This is a genomic window from Pseudomonas sp. A014, assembly GCF_052378495.1.
Taxonomy (GTDB): domain Bacteria; phylum Pseudomonadota; class Gammaproteobacteria; order Pseudomonadales; family Pseudomonadaceae; genus Aquipseudomonas; species Aquipseudomonas machongensis.
This window is the reverse complement of the sequence record NZ_CP199001.1, coordinates 1,883,208-1,900,955: the sequence shown is the minus strand read 5'-3', so window position 1 is coordinate 1,900,955 and position 17,748 is coordinate 1,883,208. Positions and strand designations below refer to the sequence as shown.

At 62.9% G+C, this 17,748-nt stretch carries 15 protein-coding genes; 6 read left to right on the top strand and 9 right to left on the bottom strand.

What is annotated here, in order from left to right; all coding sequences use genetic code 11:
• Window positions 1-5: 5 nt before the first annotated feature.
• Window positions 6-350 (bottom strand): YggL family protein, encoded by a 345-nt coding sequence (locus ACTYOL_RS08880; protein WP_054892459.1) that lies wholly within the window; start codon window positions 348-350, stop codon window positions 6-8.
• Window positions 351-536: 186 nt separating this feature from the next.
• Here ACTYOL_RS08880 and dacB point away from each other — a divergent pair, with 186 nt between their 5' ends.
• Window positions 537-2,000 carry a D-alanyl-D-alanine carboxypeptidase/D-alanyl-D-alanine endopeptidase gene (gene dacB / locus ACTYOL_RS08875; RefSeq protein WP_054892460.1) on the top strand — a complete coding sequence of 488 codons (1,464 nt, stop codon included), beginning with the start codon at window positions 537-539 and terminating at the stop codon, window positions 1,998-2,000.
• A 42-nt stretch (window positions 2,001-2,042) separates the two neighbouring features.
• Here the strand turns inward: dacB and ACTYOL_RS08870 are convergent, their stop codons facing one another.
• A complete protein-coding gene (locus ACTYOL_RS08870) occupies window positions 2,043-4,430 on the bottom strand; it encodes a sensor domain-containing diguanylate cyclase (protein WP_444757792.1) in 2,388 nt (795 codons plus the stop codon).
• Between the two features lie 94 nt (window positions 4,431-4,524).
• On the bottom strand, window positions 4,525-6,717 hold the full coding sequence (gene rlmKL / locus ACTYOL_RS08865; protein WP_063543997.1) for a bifunctional 23S rRNA (guanine(2069)-N(7))-methyltransferase RlmK/23S rRNA (guanine(2445)-N(2))-methyltransferase RlmL: 2,193 nt from the start codon (window positions 6,715-6,717) through the stop codon (window positions 4,525-4,527).
• 549 nt (window positions 6,718-7,266) lie between these two features.
• On the opposite strand from rlmKL, the gene rmf reads away from it, so the two are divergent.
• Window positions 7,267-7,482, top strand: coding sequence for a ribosome modulation factor (gene rmf, locus ACTYOL_RS08860; RefSeq protein WP_080642046.1), 216 nt, complete (start codon window positions 7,267-7,269; stop codon window positions 7,480-7,482).
• A 102-nt stretch (window positions 7,483-7,584) separates the two neighbouring features.
• Here rmf and ACTYOL_RS08855 read toward each other — a convergent pair whose 3' ends face one another.
• Entirely contained in the window at window positions 7,585-8,607 is a 1,023-nt protein-coding gene (locus ACTYOL_RS08855; RefSeq protein WP_063543995.1) for a quinone-dependent dihydroorotate dehydrogenase, read from the bottom strand.
• Between the two features lie 128 nt (window positions 8,608-8,735).
• Between ACTYOL_RS08855 and ACTYOL_RS08850 the strand changes: the two genes are divergently transcribed.
• The 4 genes from ACTYOL_RS08850 to ACTYOL_RS08835 all read left to right on the top strand — a co-directional run bounded on the left by ACTYOL_RS08850 (window position 8,736) and on the right by ACTYOL_RS08835 (window position 13,605).
• A complete protein-coding gene (locus tag ACTYOL_RS08850) occupies window positions 8,736-9,950 on the top strand; it encodes a CmpA/NrtA family ABC transporter substrate-binding protein (protein WP_197892499.1) in 1,215 nt (404 codons plus the stop codon).
• 11 nt (window positions 9,951-9,961) lie between these two features.
• A complete protein-coding gene (locus tag ACTYOL_RS08845) occupies window positions 9,962-10,537 on the top strand; it encodes an ANTAR domain-containing response regulator (RefSeq protein WP_054892484.1) in 576 nt (191 codons plus the stop codon).
• A 181-nt stretch (window positions 10,538-10,718) separates the two neighbouring features.
• Window positions 10,719-11,930, top strand: a complete 1,212-nt coding sequence (locus ACTYOL_RS08840) for a nitrate/nitrite transporter (protein ID WP_054892465.1) — start codon at window positions 10,719-10,721, stop codon at window positions 11,928-11,930.
• Window positions 11,931-11,934: 4 nt separating this feature from the next.
• Window positions 11,935-13,605, top strand: a complete 1,671-nt coding sequence (locus ACTYOL_RS08835; protein ID WP_200603201.1) for a bifunctional protein-serine/threonine kinase/phosphatase — start codon at window positions 11,935-11,937, stop codon at window positions 13,603-13,605.
• A gap of 122 nt (window positions 13,606-13,727) precedes the next feature.
• Here the strand turns inward: ACTYOL_RS08835 and ACTYOL_RS08830 are convergent, their stop codons facing one another.
• From ACTYOL_RS08830 to ACTYOL_RS08810, 5 genes are all read right to left on the bottom strand, one after another.
• On the bottom strand, window positions 13,728-14,765 hold the full coding sequence (locus ACTYOL_RS08830) for an OmpA family protein (RefSeq protein ID WP_054892467.1): 1,038 nt from the start codon (window positions 14,763-14,765) through the stop codon (window positions 13,728-13,730).
• A 111-nt stretch (window positions 14,766-14,876) separates the two neighbouring features.
• Window positions 14,877-15,443, bottom strand: coding sequence for an RNA polymerase sigma factor SigX (sigX, locus tag ACTYOL_RS08825; RefSeq protein ID WP_054892468.1), 567 nt, complete (start codon window positions 15,441-15,443; stop codon window positions 14,877-14,879).
• A 111-nt stretch (window positions 15,444-15,554) separates the two neighbouring features.
• Window positions 15,555-16,379 carry a mechanosensitive ion channel family protein gene (locus tag ACTYOL_RS08820; RefSeq protein ID WP_054892469.1) on the bottom strand — a complete coding sequence of 275 codons (825 nt, stop codon included), beginning with the start codon at window positions 16,377-16,379 and terminating at the stop codon, window positions 15,555-15,557.
• 2 nt (window positions 16,380-16,381) lie between these two features.
• Window positions 16,382-16,636, bottom strand: coding sequence for a hypothetical protein (locus ACTYOL_RS08815; RefSeq protein ID WP_054892470.1), 255 nt, complete (start codon window positions 16,634-16,636; stop codon window positions 16,382-16,384).
• 98 nt (window positions 16,637-16,734) lie between these two features.
• A complete protein-coding gene (locus ACTYOL_RS08810; RefSeq protein ID WP_444757791.1) occupies window positions 16,735-17,730 on the bottom strand; it encodes a zinc transporter ZntB in 996 nt (331 codons plus the stop codon).
• Window positions 17,731-17,748: the final 18 nt, after the last annotated feature.

Here is a 17,748-nt window from a genome sequence, read left to right as displayed (position 1 = left end):
CGGGATCAGGAAGCCGAGTTGATCGGCTTGTCCGGATACCAGGCATCCAGCAGCGGGCTGACTTCGATCTTGGTGAGCTCGCTGCGGCCCTTGAGCCACGCCTCGACAGTGGCGCGCTGCTCTTCGCTGACCGAGCCACGCTTGGCCAGGCAGACCAGGCCGAAGTCATCACCACCGACATAGTCCAGGCCGTTGGCGTCCATGGCTTCTGCCAGGAAGGCGTCGAGGAAGGCATCGATGGCTTCGTCGGACAGGTCTTCCTTGAAGTCCAGGTTCAGTTCGAAACCCAATTCCTGGAATTCATCCACGCACAGCTTCTTGCGCAGACGACGGGAACGGTTGGTAGCCATTGAAACAATCCTCTTGAGTAATTACGCGCGGCACTTTACCAGTTTCCGCGCCAGAGCGGCGCTTTTGTGTCGAACCTGCCCACAAACAGCACGCTTGGGGCATAATGCGCACTATATTTCGCCAAGGGGCCATCATCTCTTACAGCCCCGTCGTCCCTTTCCCTCGCCCGCAGGGTTACAGCACTCATGATCAAGACGCTTCGCCCACTGCTTTTCGCCGGCCTGCTCCTTCCCATCGCCTTGCCCAGCCAGGCTGCCGCCGTCAACACCAGCTTGCCACCGAAGGTGCAGCAGGCACTCAAGACCAACAAGCTGCAGGACAATGCCCTGTCGCTGGTGATGCTGCCACTCGATGGACCGGGCACGCCGACCATCTTCAATGCCGATGTCTCGGTCAACCCGGCCTCGACCATGAAGCTGGTGACCACCTACGCCGCTCTCGAATTGCTCGGCCCGACCTTTCAGTGGAAGACCGAGTTCTACACCGATGGCACCCTGAACAACGGCGTGCTCAACGGTAACCTCTACCTCAAGGGTGGCGGCGATCCGAAACTGAACATGGAAAAGCTCTGGTTGCTGATGCGTGACCTGCGTGCCAACGGTGTGCGCACCGTCACCGGGGACCTGGTACTGGACCGCAGCCATTTCGTGCAACCCACCCTGCCGCATTTCGACGACGATGGTGGTGACGTCAACAAGCCCTTCCTGGTCAAGCCGGACTCGCTGCTGGTCAACCTCAAGGCCCTGCGCTTCGTGGCCCGCAACGATGGCGGCAAGGTCGTGGTTTCGGTCGAGCCGCCCATCGCCAGCATCCGCATCGACAATCAGGTCAAGGCCGTGGCCTCGAAGCAATGCACCGGCGATGTACGCTACAACCCCGTGGTTCAGCCCGATGGCGTGAGCGTCACGGTCAGTGGCCAGCTCGGCGACGGCTGCAACTCGCAAACTTATCTGGCCCTGCTCGACCACCCCGCCTATGCGGCCGGTGCGGTCAGAGCGATCTGGAACGAGCTCGGCGGCAGCATCCAGGGCCGTGACCGCATCGAAAACGTGCCCAAGAGCGCACGCCTGCTGGCCCGGGCCTTCTCGCCAGACCTGGTCGAGGTGATCCGCGATATCAACAAATACAGCAACAACACCATGGCCCAGCAACTGTTCCTCAGCCTGGGCGCGCAATTTCGCACCGATGCCGACGGCGACGATGCCCGCGCGGCACAGCGTGTCGTGCGCCAGTGGCTGGCCAAGAAAGGCATCACCGCACCGCACCTCGTGATGGAAAACGGCTCTGGTCTGTCACGCGCCGAACGTGTCAGCACACGTGAAATGGCGGCTTTGCTGCAAGCCGCGTGGAAGAGCCCCTATGCGGCCGAATTCATCAGCTCGATGCCATTGGTGGGCATGGATGGCACCATGCGCAAGCGCCTGAAGCGCACCGCCATGACCGGCGAGGCGCACATCAAGACCGGCACCCTCAATACCGTACGCGCGATCGCAGGCTTCAGTCGCGACAGCAACGGTCATACCTGGGCCGTGTCGGCGATTCTCAATGATCCAAAGCCGTGGGGCGCCTCCCAGGTACTGGATCAGGTGTTGCTGGAGCTCTACCGCCAGCCCAAGGTCGGCACCGGGACTGTCGGCGTAGTGCCCTGACAGAAACGGACAAACCGGGGCTGTCACGCAGCCCCGACCACCTCAAGGCAACTCCGCCTCCACGCGATCGCGTCCGGCCTGCTTGGCCGCATAGACCCCCGCATCCGCTCGCAGCAACAAGGCATCGGCCCCTTCACCGACACGCCATCCCGCTACGCCGAAACTGGCCGTCACTCTGCCGACCCCCTCGACCGGCACACCGCGCACTCCCTGCCACAGCTCCAACGCAAGCTTGCGGGCCTGCTCGGCATTGCTGCCCGGGCAAAGCACCATGAACTCCTCGCCTCCCAGCCGGCAGAACACATCGGTCCGCCGCAAGCGATGGCCAATCCGCTGGCAAAGGCTGCGCAACACGCGATCGCCGACAGCATGGCCAAACTGGTCGTTGATGCATTTGAAGTGGTCGATATCGAGCATGATCACTGCCAGGTCCAGATCATCACGCTGGGCCCGCTCCAACTCGACCTTGAGTCGCTCCTGGAAGTAACGCCGATTGTGGATGCCGGTAAGGACATCAGTCACCGACAATGCACGCAACTCCTCCTCCACCCGCTTGAGATCGGAGATGTCCGTCAGATAGCCATGCCAAAGGGTACAGCCCTCCTCCCCGATCTCCGGCGTTGCCTCCCCACGCACCCAACGCAGACCGGCGCGGGGCAGGCAGACGCGGTACTCCTCGCGCCAGGGCGTCAGGCGCACGGCCGACTCGCGCACCGAACGGCGCACCCGATCAAGATCGTCCGGATGAATGCGCTCGAACACCTTCGATGCGTCTTGGCGCAGCAGCTGCAGATCCACTTCATAAATGTCCAGCAGCCCGGCGCTGGCGTAGGGAAAACACGAATGGCCGTCGGCATCCAGACGATATTGGTAGATGCCACCCGGGACCTCGGCACTGAGCTTCTCCAGCAGCCGATCACGGGCGGCCAACGCTTCATGAACACGACGACGCTCGGTGACATCGATGCAGATGGCCAGGTAACCCACCCACAAGCCTTGCTCGTCGAGCACCGCCGTCACCAGCATGTTGGCCAGCAAATGACTGCCGTCCTTGCGCACCAGGGTCCACTCACCGGGCTCCCCTGCACCCTCCTGCACGGTTTCGGCGAACATCGCCTGGCCTGCAGTGATCTCGCGCCCGTAGCGCAGGCTCAAGGCATGGGCACGCTGGCGCAGTTCGTCCGGCTGGACCAGATCCTCCAGCGCCAGGTGACCGAGCGCTTCGTCGGCCGAGTACCCCAGCATGCGCTGGGCTCCTGCATTGAAGGTGCTGATAACGCCCCGCAGGCTGGTGGCAATGATTGCTACCTGGGTCGCGGCATCCAGCACGCTGCGTAGCTGGTTGTGAGTCTCACGCAGCGACTGCTCGCTCACGCGCAGTGCCGCCGTGCGCTGCTCTACCAGGGTCAAAGCACGCTGACGCTGGCTGAACAGGCTGTAGAGCAAGGCGCTGAGCAACAGGCTCAACAAACCACCGAGCAGCGTCACGGTGAACACCGCCGAGGAACGGTTGGCCTGGAGGAAGGCTTCGCTGGGGCGAATATCGAGCTGATAGTGATGGTCGGCCAGATGCAGCAACTGGCTGCTGGTCAAAGGCAATGGCGCGCCAAGGTTGCCCGAATCGTACAACGTCTCATGGCCCTGGCTGCCCGACAGATCGAGGATACGTACCACCAGGTTATCGTCCGACGCGGTCGGCAGCCCCTCGCCAATCAGCTGACGCATGCTCAACAAGGCCATGACATAACCGGCAGGCGGCCCGCTCGGCGCCGACGCGGTGAACACCGGTGCGACGATCAGCAGGCCACGGGTGTAGGCCGGCTCGACATCGATCATGTCCAGTGGGGAGGAGACCGCCAGGCTGCCGGGCGTGGTGGCGCGGTCCAGCGCATCCTGGCGCTGAGGCTGGCTACGCAGGTCGAGCCCGTAAGGCTGGTCGTGCTGATGGGTGGCCTGGGTGTAGAGCACCGGGTAATAGAAGGCCCGTGACGGCGATGCCTGCCAAAGGCCTTGGGCATCGAAATCACGAATCTGATAGGGGCGCCCCAGCCAGGTGCTGGCGCGGCGCTCGAAGGCATCGCGCTCGTCGGCTTCGACCCGCGGCGCCCAGGAATATGCCTGGGTACGGTGCAACAAGGGGCGGGCGTAACCGTCGAACTCCTCGGGGAGAATGTCACTGGAATAGGTGAAGAAGCGCCGCAGACCGTCCAGGCGCTGTTCCTGATCCTCGAAGCGTTCGGCGATACGGCTGTAGCGCTCACTGGCCAGCAGTTCGAAGCGCTGACGCAACTGCTGCTTGTAGAAGGCGTGGGCGGCGAAGGCCAGCGCAGCAGTGAGCAACCCGCCGGCCACCAGCGCGAACAGCGCAACGGCCCAGGCCGAGAGCGCCTCGCTGATCAGGCCGAACATCTTCGCACGCACCCTCGACATAGAGCATTCTCACCACGTCAGCGTCCTGCGAATTGTTCGGCCCTGAGCTGATTTATAGCCATTAGCCATCAGCCCTGCAATGCACTTCTTCTCTTCAGCGTAGCTGCAGGCGCCAGGCGCGGTGGATGCGGTTATTGCGGGCAAAATCCGGATCCAGGGTCTGTGCGCTGATCTCTTCCACCGCATAGCGCTCGAGCAGGTGCTCGTCGAGCTGGAACTTGCGGAAGTTGTTGGAGAAGTACAACACGCCCCCCGGCGCCAGACGCGCCATCGCCAGGTCGAGCAGACGCACGTGGTCACGCTGCACGTCGAACACCCCCTCCATGCGCTTGGAGTTGGAGAAGGTCGGTGGGTCGATGAAGATCAGGTCGTAGCTGTCCTGGGCATTCTCCAGCCAGGCCATCACATCGCTCTGTTCCAGGCGGTTGCGCTCGGAGAAGCCATTGAGCGACAGGTTGCGCCGCGCCCAATCCAGGTAGGTTTTCGACAGGTCGACGCTGGTGGTACTGCGCGCACCACCCTTGGCCGCATGCACGGTGGCGGTAGCGGTGTAGCAGAAGAGGTTGAGGAAGCGCTTGCCCGATGCTTCGCGCTGGATACGCAGACGAATCGGACGGTGATCAAGGAACAGGCCGGTGTCCAGGTAGTCAGTCAGGTTGACCAGCAGCTTGACGCCGCCTTCGCTGACTTCCTGGAAGCGCCCTTCCGTGGCCTGACGCTCATACTGGCGTGTACCGCCCTGACGCTCGCGGCGCTTGAGCACCACGCGCTGAGGATCGACACCCAGAGCCTGGGGAATCGCCGCCAAGGCATCGAGCAGGCGCGCCTGGGCCTTGTCCGGGTCGACCGAACGCGGCGCCGCGTACTCCTGAACGTGCACCCAATCATGATACAGGTCGACCGCCAGGGCATATTCGGGCATGTCGGCATCGTACAGACGGTAGCAGTCGACCTGCTCGCGGCGGGCCCACTTGCCCAGCTGCTTCAGATTCTTCTGCAAGCGGTTGGCGAACATCTGCGCGCCTTCGGAAAGGCGTGCCGGTTCATGGGCCACGGCCGGTGCCGCACGCGAGTCGCCGGCCTGATCATCGGTCGGGCGACGCTCACCCGTCACGAACTGGTCGGGCTGGACCTTGAACAGCAACAGCTTGCACGGCAGCGCACCGTTCCAGAACGCATACTGCTTGTGGCTGCGGATGCCCATGCGCTTGCCCAATTCGGGTGCGCCGGTGAACACCGCCGCTTCCCAGCCCATGCAGGCCTGGCGCAGGCGCTCGCCGAGGTTCTGGTAGAGGTAGAGCAGGCTCGCCTCGTCCCCCAGACGCTCGCCATAGGGCGGGTTGCTGATGACCAGGCCTTTCTGGTTCTGGTCCGGGCGCGGCTCGAAGCTGGCGACTTCGCCCTGGTAGATCTTCACCCAGTCACCCAGGCCTGCGCGCTCGACGTTGTTGCGTCCGGGCTGAATCAACCGCGGATCGGCCTCGTAGCCGCGAATCCACAAAGGCGGCTTGGCCAGGCCCGCCTGGGCACGGGCCTGGGCCTCGTCATGCACCTTGCGCCACAGCGCTGGGACATGGCCCTGCCAGGCACTGAAGCCCCAACGCTCGCGCTTGAGGTTCGGTGCAATATCGGCGGCAATCATCGCAGCTTCGACGAGGAAGGTCCCGACACCGCACATGGGGTCGGCCAGCGCGCCGCCCTCGGCGGCAATACGCGGCCAACCGGCGCGGATCAACACCGCGGCAGCCAGGTTTTCCTTGAGCGGTGCAGCACCCTGCTGCAGGCGATAGCCGCGTTGGTGCAGGCTGTGGCCGGAAAGGTCGATGGACAGGATGGCTTCACCGCGGTCCAGGCGCAGGTGTACACGCAGGTCAGGGTCGATCTTGTCCACGGATGGGCGCTGGCCTTCACGGTTGCGCAGCTTGTCGACAATGGCGTCCTTGACCTTGAGCGCACCGAAGTGGGTGTTGTCGATGCCCGATCCATGGCCACTGAACTCCACCGCCAGGGTGCCGTCGGCGGCCAGGTGGTCCTGCCAGTCGACACCGTGCACGCCATCATAGAGGTCGTCGGCGTTTTTCATGGCGAAGCGCTTGACCACCAACAGCACGCGGTTGGCCAGGCGCGACCAGAGGCACAGCCGGTAGGCAGTTTCCATGTCGGCCGCGCCGCGGATCGCCGAGGTGTGCTCGCGCACGTCGGCCAGGCCCAGGCCGCGGGCTTCTTCCGCAAGCAGCCCTTCCAGGCCTTTGGGGCAGGTGAGATAGAGTTCGAGTGAGTCCGACATGTAGATTCCAGAGCCTCTGGGCTGTGTGCTGGCAACGCGACGCATCGCTGTTGCCTGAGTTTGCCGGATACCCTTCCAGCAGGTATCCGGGTGGCGTGCCGATCATTCGGCAAACCGGGCCACCCGATCGACATCCAGCGCCGGCTGGCGCAAGGTGGTTGGATCGTCGGGCAGTGTGAAAATTTCGTCTAACGAAGGCATCGATGTGACCCTTCGTCGCATTACCAGATGTTGCGTCAGTTCGATGGCGCCAATGGCCAAATGATTTCAATCATCGGCAAACCCTCATCATAGCGGGACAAAACCTAAACAAGGTTGAGTCGCATTTATTTACTTATCCCCTCACCCCTGGAAAGGTTACGTCCTTATGACAAATTGATCATTCACACTGTGACCCGCATTGGTTAGAACTGACCTCAGGCCGCTTCGCAACGAGGCGGCACTTTCAGCTCGCCACGCCGGCAGCGAGCGCAAAACCGGCAGAAAGATTCTGCCCGGCCTCGGAGAGGCCGACGGGACATTACAGTCAACAAGTGAGGGCAACACCCTATGAGAAGACTTAAGCGTGATCCGTTGGAAAGAGCATATTCACGTGGCTACCAATACGGGGTAACCGGCAAATCCCGCGAACTTTGCCCCTTCAATCTGCCATCCGTTCGCCAGGCATGGATCAACGGTTGGCGTGAAGGTCGCGGCGACAACTGGGACGGCATGACCGGCACCGCTGGCATCCAGAGACTCAACGAAAATCACGCCGTTGGCTGAACGAGGACACTGAATTCGAGTCACCATGCACGCCCCATCCGGGCGGCGGGCTGCGGCCCAGGGGCCCCTTGAAGGGGCCCTTTTTATTGGGCCGCGTCTTTGTTAGCGGGGCAGCGCCGCAATTGCATCCACCGCTTCGCGAATCAGTGCAGGGCCCTTATAGATGAAGCCTGAATAGATCTGCACCAGGCTCGCACCGGCTGCGATTTTCTCGGCGGCATGGCGACCTTCGGTGATCCCGCCCGCAGCGATGATCGGCAACTTGCCGCCCAGCTCAGCAGCCAGCACCTTGACGATGTGAGTGCTCTTCTCCAGCACCGGCGCGCCGGACAACCCACCCGCCTCGCCCCCGAACGGCAGCCCTTCGACCCCTTCGCGACCCAAAGTGGTATTGGTCGCGATTACCGCATCCATGCCCGACTCGACCAGGGCTGCCGCCACCAGCGCGGTTTCCTCATCGCTCATGTCCGGTGCGATCTTGATCGCCAGCGGCACGCGTTTGCCGTGCTCGCTCGCCAGCTGTTCACGACGCTCGGCCAGCGCGTCGAGCAGTTGCTTGAGCGAATCACCGAATTGCAGGCTGCGCAGCCCGGGAGTGTTGGGCGAGCTGACGTTGACCGTGATGTAGCTGGCCTGGGTGTAGACTTTTTCGAGGCAGATCAGGTAGTCGTCCTGGGCACGCTCGACTGGCGTGTCGAAATTCTTGCCGATGTTGATGCCCAGCACGCCGTCATAACGCGCCGCGCGCACCCGTTCCAGCAGGTGATCCACACCCAGGTTGTTGAAGCCCATGCGGTTGATGATCGCAGTCGCTTCCGGCAGGCGGAACAACCGTGGCTTCGGATTGCCAGGCTGGGGTCGTGGGGTGACAGTGCCGATCTCGACGAAGCCGAAGCCGAGCTGGGCGAAGCCATCGATCGCCGCGCCGTTCTTGTCCAGGCCTGCGGCAAGGCCCACGGGGTTGGCGAAGTTCAAGCCCATGACGGTCACCGGCACCGAGGCCGGGCGCTTGCACAGCAGGCCATTGAGGCCAAGGCGGCCACCGGCGCCGATGAGGTCGAGCGACAGGTCGTGGGAGGTTTCCGGGGAAAGCTTGAACAGCAGCTGGCGGGCCAGGGTATACATGGGCAGGCAGGACTCGGGGGTGAGTGAGGGATGCGATTATAGCCAGCGCGCCGTCCGCGCGACAGGGCCTTGGCACATGGGTTGCTTCGAAGCGCTGGCAACCCGATCGGTACGGGTGAGGATATTTCGTGAACACAGCCCCTCCGACAACACCCTTGGCCTGGGTCAACGGCAGCGATGCCCCCGAGAAACCCAGCCTGAACATCGGTTTCATGGCCCTGACCGACTGCGCCTCGGTGGTGGTCGCGGCCACGCAGGGCTTCGCCCAGCTCCAGGGTCTGACCCTCAATCTGCAGCGTCAGGCCTCCTGGGCCGGGACCCGAGACAAACTCGCCAGCGGCGAACTGGATGCTGCCCACTGCCTGTACGGGCTGGTCTACGCCATGCACCTGGGCATGGGCGGTGCCGTGGCCAATGATATGGCGGTGCTCATGGGCCTGAATCAGAATGCCCAGGCCATCAACCTTTCCCCGGAACTGCAGCGCAAGGGCGTGACCAGCCCTGAAGCACTGGCACGGCTGGTGCACCAGCGTGGCGCACGCCTGACCTTCGCCCAGACGTTTCCCACCGGCACCCACGCCATGTGGCTGTACTACTGGCTGGCCAGCCAGGGCATCCACCCGTTGCACGATGTCGACAGCGTGGTGGTGCCACCGGCACAGATGGTCGCGCACCTGCAGGCCGGGCGCATTGATGGCTTCTGTGCCGGCGAGCCCTGGTCGGCAGACGCCGTGGGGCAGAACCAGGGTTTCACCCTGGCAACCAGTCAATCGATCTGGCCGGACCATCCAGAAAAGGTTCTGGCCAGCACCCGCGCTTTCGTCGAGCACTACCCCAACAGCGCCCGCGCACTGATCAAGGCGATACTCGCCGCCAGCCGTTTCATCGAGCAAAGCGCGGAAAATCGCCGAGGCACGGCGCAACTGCTCAGCGGCAGGGCCTACCTGGATACGCCAGCCAGCAACATCGAACCGCGCCTGCTCGGCGACTACCACGACGGGCTGGGCAACCGCTGGCAGGATCGTCACGCCCTGCGCGTGCATGACCAAGGTCGGGCGAACCTGCCCTATCTGTCCGACGGCATGTGGTTCATGACCCAGTTCCGACGCTGGGGCCTGCTGCGCGAGGATCCGGACTACCTGGCGGTGGCCACGCGTGTGCAACAACTGGCGCTGTACCGTGAAGCAGCCCAGGCCGTGGGCGTACCCTGCGCCGATGCGCCGATGCGCAGCAGCCTGCTGATCGACGGCATCCGCTGGGACGGCAGCGACCCCCATGCCTATGCCCGCAGTTTCCGCCTGCACGCCCTGGATGACGCCCCGCACATGCGGGTTGGTTCGTGAAGGTGGCCACCATGCTGCGTATTCTGCTGATCGATGATACCGAGAAGAAGGTCGGTCGCCTCAAGGCCGCCCTGATCGAAACTGGCTTCGATGTGATCGAGGCGCCGGGGCTGACCATCGACCTGCCTACCTGCGTCGAAACGGTGCGTCCGGATGTCGTGCTGATCGATACCGAGTCACCGGGTCGAGATGTGATGGAACAGGTGGTGCTGGTCAGTCGCGACCAGCCACGGCCCATCGTGCTGTTCACCGACGAGCATGATCCGGGGGTGATGCGCCAGGCGATCCAGGCCGGCGTCAGCGCCTACATCGTCGAAGGCATCCATGCAGCGCGCCTGCAGCCGATCCTCGACGTGGCCATGGCCCGCTTCGAGAGCGACCAGGCGCTCAAGGCGCAGCTGCTGGCTCGCGACCAGCAATTGGCCGAACGCAAGCGCATCGAACAGGCCAAGGGCCTGCTGATGAAGATGAAGGACTGCAATGAAGAGCAGGCCTACACCCTGATGCGTCGCCAGGCCATGAGCCGTCAGCAGAAGCTGATTCAGGTGGCCGAGCAGATCATCGCCATGTCCGAGATGCTTGGCTGAGTCGATGTTGGCCCGGCTCTTGCTCAGCCAATAGCTCAGGTAGCCAACGGCGGTTGCCACATCATCCCGACAAAGACGTCGCTCTCCCCTCCACGCTGATGGACCGGGTAGCGACGTCTTTTTCATTTGCGCCCTGCGCAGGCAGGGCATGACAACCGTTGCAAGCCGCGCGAGGTGTTCAATGAATACGAGCTTCTGGAAATCCGGGCATGTGCCTACGCTGTTTGCTGCCTTCCTCTACTTCGACCTGAGCTTCATGGTCTGGTACCTGCTCGGTCCCTTGGCGGTGCAGATCTCCGCCGACCTGCAGCTGACTGCCCAGCAACGGGGCCTGATGGTCGCAACACCGATCCTGGCCGGTGCCATATTGCGCTTTATCATGGGCATGCTGGTCGACCGACTGTCTCCCAAGACTGCCGGGCTGATCGGCCAGGTCGTGGTAATCGTCGCCCTGGCCTGCGCCTGGTTCATGGGCATCCACAGTTACGAACAGGCGCTGCTGCTGGGCGTGTTCCTCGGCGTTGCAGGTGCCTCGTTCGCCGTGTCGCTGCCGTTGGCGTCGCAGTGGTATCCACCTCAGCACCAGGGCAAGGCCATGGGCATCGCCGGTGCGGGTAATTCCGGAACGGTGTTCGCGGCCCTGCTCGCGCCGGTGCTGGCCGCAGGTTTCGGCTGGAACAACGTGTTCGGTTTCGCCGTCATCCCGCTGGTGATCACTCTCGTGGCCTTTGCCCTGCTGGCACGCAACGCCCCACAGCGCCCCAAGCCCAAGGCGATGGCAGACTATTTCAAGGCACTGGGCGACCGAGACAGCTGGTGGTTCATGTTCTTCTACAGCGTCACCTTCGGTGGCTTCATCGGCCTGGCCAGCGCCCTGCCGGGCTACTTCAGCGACCAGTATGGCCTGAGCCCGATCACCGCCGGCTACTACACGGCGGCCTGCGTATTCGCCGGCAGCCTCATGCGCCCGCTGGGCGGGGCCCTCGCCGACCGTTTCGGTGGCATCCGCACCTTGCTCGGGATGTACAGTGTGGCGGCGGTGTGCATCGCCGCGGTCGGCTTCAACCTGTCCAGCGCCGCGGCAGCCCTGGCCCTGTTCGTCAGCGCCATGCTTGGCCTGGGCGCTGGCAACGGTGCGGTGTTCCAATTGGTGCCGCAACGCTTCCGCCAGGAAATCGGGGTCATGACCGGCCTGATCGGCATGGCCGGTGGTATCGGCGGCTTCCTGCTGGCGGCAGGCCTGGGTGCAATCAAGCAGCACAGCGGCGACTATCAGCTTGGCCTGTGGCTGTTCGCCAGCCTGGGGTTGCTCGCCTGGTTCGGCCTGTATGGGGTCAAGCGTCGCTGGCGCACCACCTGGGGTTCGGCTGCCGTAACGGCGGCGCGGGTCTGACCGCATGAGCTTGCAACTGGCGTTCGCCCAGGCCAGCGCCACCGGCCCGCGCCCGGAAAACCAGGATGCCCTGCGCCTGGTCACCCCGGCCGCAGAGCTGGCCGCCAGCAAGGGCTACCTGTTCGCCCTCGCCGACGGTGTCAGCCAGTGCGCCGATGGTGGCCTGGCCGCCAGGGCCAGCCTGCAGGCCTTGGCACTGGACTACTATTCCACCCCCGCCACCTGGGGGGTGGCCCAGGCCTTGGATCGGCTGCTGCTGGCGCAGAACCGCTGGCTGCGTGCCCAGGGCAACGGTCAACCGCTGATGACCACGCTGACCGCCCTGGTGCTGCGCGGCAAGCGGTTCACCCTCGCCCATGTCGGCGACTGCCGCGCCTACCACTGGCACGACGGTCGCCTGTCGTGCCTGAGCGATGACCATGTCTGGGACCAGCCAGGGATGCATCATGTGCTCAAGCGCGCCTTGGGTCTGGACCAACACCTGCTGGTCGATTACCGGGAGGGTGAACTGCAGCCAGGCGAGTGCTTCGTGCTGCTCAGCGATGGTGTCTGGTCAAGCCTGAGCGATCAGCAGATCCTGTCGATCCTGCGTGAGCAGCCTGACTTGCAGGTGGCCGCCGATACCCTGGTCGCCACCGCGCACCTGTGTGGCAGCCAGGACAACGCCAGCGCATTGCTGGTCAGGGTCGAACAACCGGGCTCCGCGAATCTGGGCGACACCCTTGCGCAGTTGCAGGAATGGCCGATACCAACCGCCCTGCGTACGGGCCAGCGCATCGATGGCTGGTGTGTTGAGGGGCTGCTCGCCCAGAGCCGACAATCCTTGCTCTACCAGGTCAAGGATGCCCAGGGCCAGACATGGTTGCTCAAGACCCTCCCACCGGCCCGCGAAACCGATCAAGGCGCCGCCCAGCGGCTGCTGCTCGAAGAATGGTTTCTGCGCCGGGTTGCTGGCCGACACTTCCCCGAGGTGAATGCCGCCAGCCAGCGCCAGCACCTGTACTACCTCATGCGCCAATATCCCGGTCAGACGCTTGCCAGCCTGTTCGCCGAGCATGGGCCCTTGCCACTACCACAATGGCTGGAACTGACGCGCCAGTTGCTGCAGGCGGTGGGCGTGCTGCACCGGCGCAACCTGCTGCACCGCGATATCAAGCCGGAAAACCTGCACCTGGGTGAAGATGGTCAACTGCGCCTGCTGGATTTCGGCCTGGCGTATTGCCCAGGGCTGTCAGAGGATCAACCGCACGATCTGCCCGGCACACCTTCGTTCATTGCCCCGGAAGCCTTCGATGGTGAGCCGCCGACACCCCGTCAGGATCTCTATGCCGTTGGCGTGACCCTGTACTACCTGCTGACCGGGCACTATCCGTACGGCGAAGTCGAGGCGTTCCAGCGCCCACGCTTCGCAGCGCCAGTCAATGCTGCGCGCTATCGTCCCGACCTGCCGGAATGGTTGCAGCGCAGCCTGGAAAAAGCTGTCTCGGTGGACCCTGCACAACGTTTCGAAACTGCCGAACAATGGCTGCTGCTGCTCGAACGCGGTGACCGCCAGGAGTTGGCCATGCGCCCTCGCCCCCTGCTGGAGCGCGAGCCGCTGAAGGTCTGGCGAACCTTGGCGCTGTTGTCGATGGTGTTGAACCTGGTGCTGCTGTACATCCTGCTTAAAAGGTAAGCCTGAGCGAACCTCTTCGCGGGCAAGCCCGCTCCCACAGATGCACGCCCGTGCGGCACACCCAAATCCCAGGCAAAGAAAAACCCGGCCGAGGCCGGGTTTTTCGTGAAGCTTCAAACCAATTACTTGGCCTGAGCTTCTACCTGAGCTTCTACGCGACGGTTAACGGCGCGGCCAGCTTCGGTGGCGTTGTCAGCAACTGGACGGGTCTCACCGTAGCCAACCGAGTCAACACGGTTGGATTCGATGCCGTACTGCTGGGTCAGAACCTGCTTGACAGCATTGGCACGACGCTCGGACAGCTTCTGGTTGTAAGCGTCTGGACCTACGGAGTCAGTGTGACCTTCAACCACGGTGGTGGTTTGTGGGTACTGCTTCATGAAGTCAGCCAGGTTCTTGATGTCGCCGTAGCTGTTAGGCTTGACGACCGACTTGTCGAAGTCGAACTTCACGTCCAGCTCAACGCGGACGTTTTCAGCGGCAGCCGGGCAGCCGTCGGCGTCAACGGTAACGTTGGCCGGGGTGTCAGGGCACTTGTCGACGTTGTCGCAGACGCCGTCGTTGTCGCTGTCGGTGCAGACTTCGGCAACCGGAGCAGGAGCAGGAGCTGCGGACTGCTTCGGGCTACCGCCGAAGTTCAGGCCAACGCCGACGCTCGGTGCCCACTCGGTGTCACCTTTGTCGATGTTGTATTGGGCTTCAACGCCGGCACGGGCGTAGAACATGTCGGTGATGTACCACTTGGCACCAGCGCCCAGGTTGGCGAAGGTGGAGTGGTCACGACCGCCACGGCCGGTCTGGCCCAGCGACTGGTGGGAGAAACCAGCCGAAACGTACGGACGGATAGCGTCGTACGGGTTGTTGAAGTGGTAAACGGCATCCAGGGCGGTGTTCGAGCCCTTGATGTTCTTGCCGTCGTCGCCACGAGCGTTGTGAACTTCGTCGTAGCCCAGACGCAGTTCAACGTCGTCGGTCAGGAAGTAACCGATCGAGCCGCCGAACAGGTTGCCGTCGTTCTTGAAGTCGCGCTGGCTGTCGAAGAACTCCTTCTTGTAGAAGATCTCGGTTTCGACGGCGCCTTGGCCTTGTGCCATAGCGCCAATCGAGGTGGCGGCTACGAGCGAACCAATGGCCAAGCCCAAGGTATTTTTCAATTTCATCCGTTAAATCCCCATCTGGTGATAGTTAAGCAGCCCCACCAAAATCCGGGGGGACAACTCGACGGCAAGTCTAGCAGACCTTGCCGATTCGTTTGAGCCATTTGCATAAGACTAAGTTTCAGCCGAGTCCGCAAATTTCTCACGAAGCTTGTCGAGCGCACGCTTGTAACGCATTTTCGTGGCGCTCAGGCCCATGTGCATGATGTCGGCGATCTCCTGAAACTCCAGCTCTGCGACAAAACGTAGCACCAGAATCTCCCGGTCGATCGGGTTCACATACACCAGCCATTTATCCAGCCCGCCTTTTTCTTCAGGTTTCGGAGCCTTGTCCTCGGACGCCTCTTCGACGGGGTCCAGGCTCAGGGCATCCATCAACCTTCTCTTGCGACGCTCCTTGCGGTACTGGGTGATGCATTCGTTGTAGGTGATGCTGTAGAGCCAGGTCTTGAACTTCGATTTGCCCTCGAAATTCTTCAGGCCGTACAACACTTTCAGCATGACCTCCTGACAGACATCGTCAGCATCCCGATCGTTCCCCAGATAACGTGCACAGACGTTGAACAGGGTCCGCTGGTAGCGCCGCATGAGTTCCTCATAGGCGCGGGTAACATGAAACAGCTCCTCATGCGAACGCGCCACCAACTCCTCGTCGGTGAGCTCGCGGGGGTCGTAACGCATGGGCGGCGAATAGACTTTATTCAAAACGGATCTGGCCGACAGTCAGGTCAATGTCGCCGCTCAGCCCTTGGGCCGATTTTTGCGGCGGCATACATTAACAGCTTTGTGCGGTTAGCGGCTATTGACGCGCTGCTCGAGCAGCACCCGATTGGACAGCGACACCAACTCGCCATCATCGGTCAGCAGCGTCGTCTTGACCGTCCCGATCTCTTCGATATGCCCTTCGACCTCTCCAATCCGCACCTGCTGGCCAACCTGATACAACTCGCGCACGTAGATCCCGGCAAGGATCTGTCCGGCGATTTCCCGGCTGCCCAGGCCCATTGCCAGGGCCACGGCCAGACCAACGGTAATCAGTCCGATGACGATCACATGGTTGAGCAGGTCGGTCTTGACCTCAAGCTGGCTGATCGCCACCGAGATCGCGATGATGATGACCAGCCCCTGGGCAATGCGCCCGACGCCCGCTGCGTATTCCAGGCCGATGCCTTCGGCAGCGCCGCGCACCAGGCCGTTGACCAGTTGCGCCAGCAGTACACCGGCCAGCAATACCAGCGCCGCACCAAATACTTTGGGCAGGTAGAGGGCAAGCATGTCGAGGGTGGCGGAAACCCGCTCCAGGCCCAGCGATTCGGCGGCGGAAACCAGGAAGATCAGCAGGATGAACCAGTAGACGATCTTGCCGATCAAGGTCGAGATCGGCACCTGGATACCGACTCGGCCGAGCATCTTGGTCAGCCCGGTCCCGCTCATCAGGCGGTCAAGACCGAACTTGGCGAGCAGCTTGGACAGCAGTGTGTCGAGCAGCTTGGCCACCACGAAACCGAGCAGCACCACGACCAGCGCGCCGAACAGGTTGGGGATGAAGTTCGCCACCTTGGTCCAAAGGGCAGTCATGGCGGTGACCAGGCTCTGGGTCCAGAGATCGAGTTCCATATTCAATCGGCCTTATCAGCTTTCTGTCTGCCAGCGGCAGGGGTACGGCGCACCGGCGCGACATGCGCCGAGCCATTGTTGACAGCGATCAGCAGCGCCTGGCTCCAGCGGCCCAGCAGGCTGAACAGATCGCCCGCGCCAACCTGACGGTTGGCGGTTTTGAGCACGCGCCCCAGGCAGGCATCGTCATCTCGGTCATGGCCGGACGGCGACGCCTTGAGCAGGTCGCGCAGGGATTCTTCAAACGGATCGTGCATGGGCACCTCGCGTGATGTCAGTCAAAGACGAGAGCTCTGGCCAACGGGTCACACAGCGATGTGGGACGAATGTTTCAAAATACATACGTGATCGTCGCTCAGACCCAGCGCAACTTGCGCAACAACCACCATTGCCCTGCGGCCAGCCCCAACACCACCAGGCAGGCGAACAGGAAGCCGTAGGGGTTCTCGGCCCCTGGAATACCACCGACATTGATGCCGAGCAGGCCGGTGATGAAGCTCATCGGCAGGAAGATGCAGGTGATGATGCCGAAGCGGTACATGGTCCGGTTCATCCGCTCGCTGCGCCGCCGGTCCTCGCCTTCCAGCACCAGCGCAGCGCGCTCTCGGGCCAGTTCCAGCTCCTCGAGATAACGGATCAGGCTGTTGTTCAGCTCGTTCCAGTAATCGGCATCGGCGTCGGCGAACCAACTCCACTTGTTGCGCGAAAGCTGAGCATAGATGTCACGCTGCGGCGCCAGGAAGCGACGCAGGCCGGCGGCACGACGACGAATCTGCTGCAGGCTGCCCTGGGCCGGGCTATACCGTTCGTCGGATTCTACCTTTTCTTCCTCGAGATCGACCGCTTCGGACAGGTCGCTGACCAGTGCCTGGACCTTTTCGGTCAACAGTTCACCCATCAGCAGCAGCAGTTCGGAGGCCGATTTCGGCCCCCTGCCCTCATCCAGTTGCTGCAAGACTTCATCGCTCGCGCGCAAAGGCCGCAGCCGCAACGAAATGACGCGCTGCGCTTCGGCAAAGATGCGCACCGAGACCATGTCTTCCGGCTCTGCGCCAGGGTTGAGGTTGACCCCGCGCAGAAACAGCAGCAACTGCTCGTTGGCCAACGGCAGCAGGCGTGGGCGAGTGTTCTCCTCGAGCAGCAGGTCGCAGGCGAACTCGCTCAGGCCGCTGTCGTGCAGCAGCCAGGTGCGGGTTTGCGGATGACTGCGGTCCCAGTGCAACCACAGGCTCTCTTGCGCCTGCAATTGCAGGTTGTCCAACTCGGTACGGGCAATGGCGCGCGCGCCTCCCTTGCCGTCGAGCACCAGGGCATGGACCAGCCCCCACTGCGCGTTGTCTTCCTCGAACATCAATGCTCCATCAGCGCG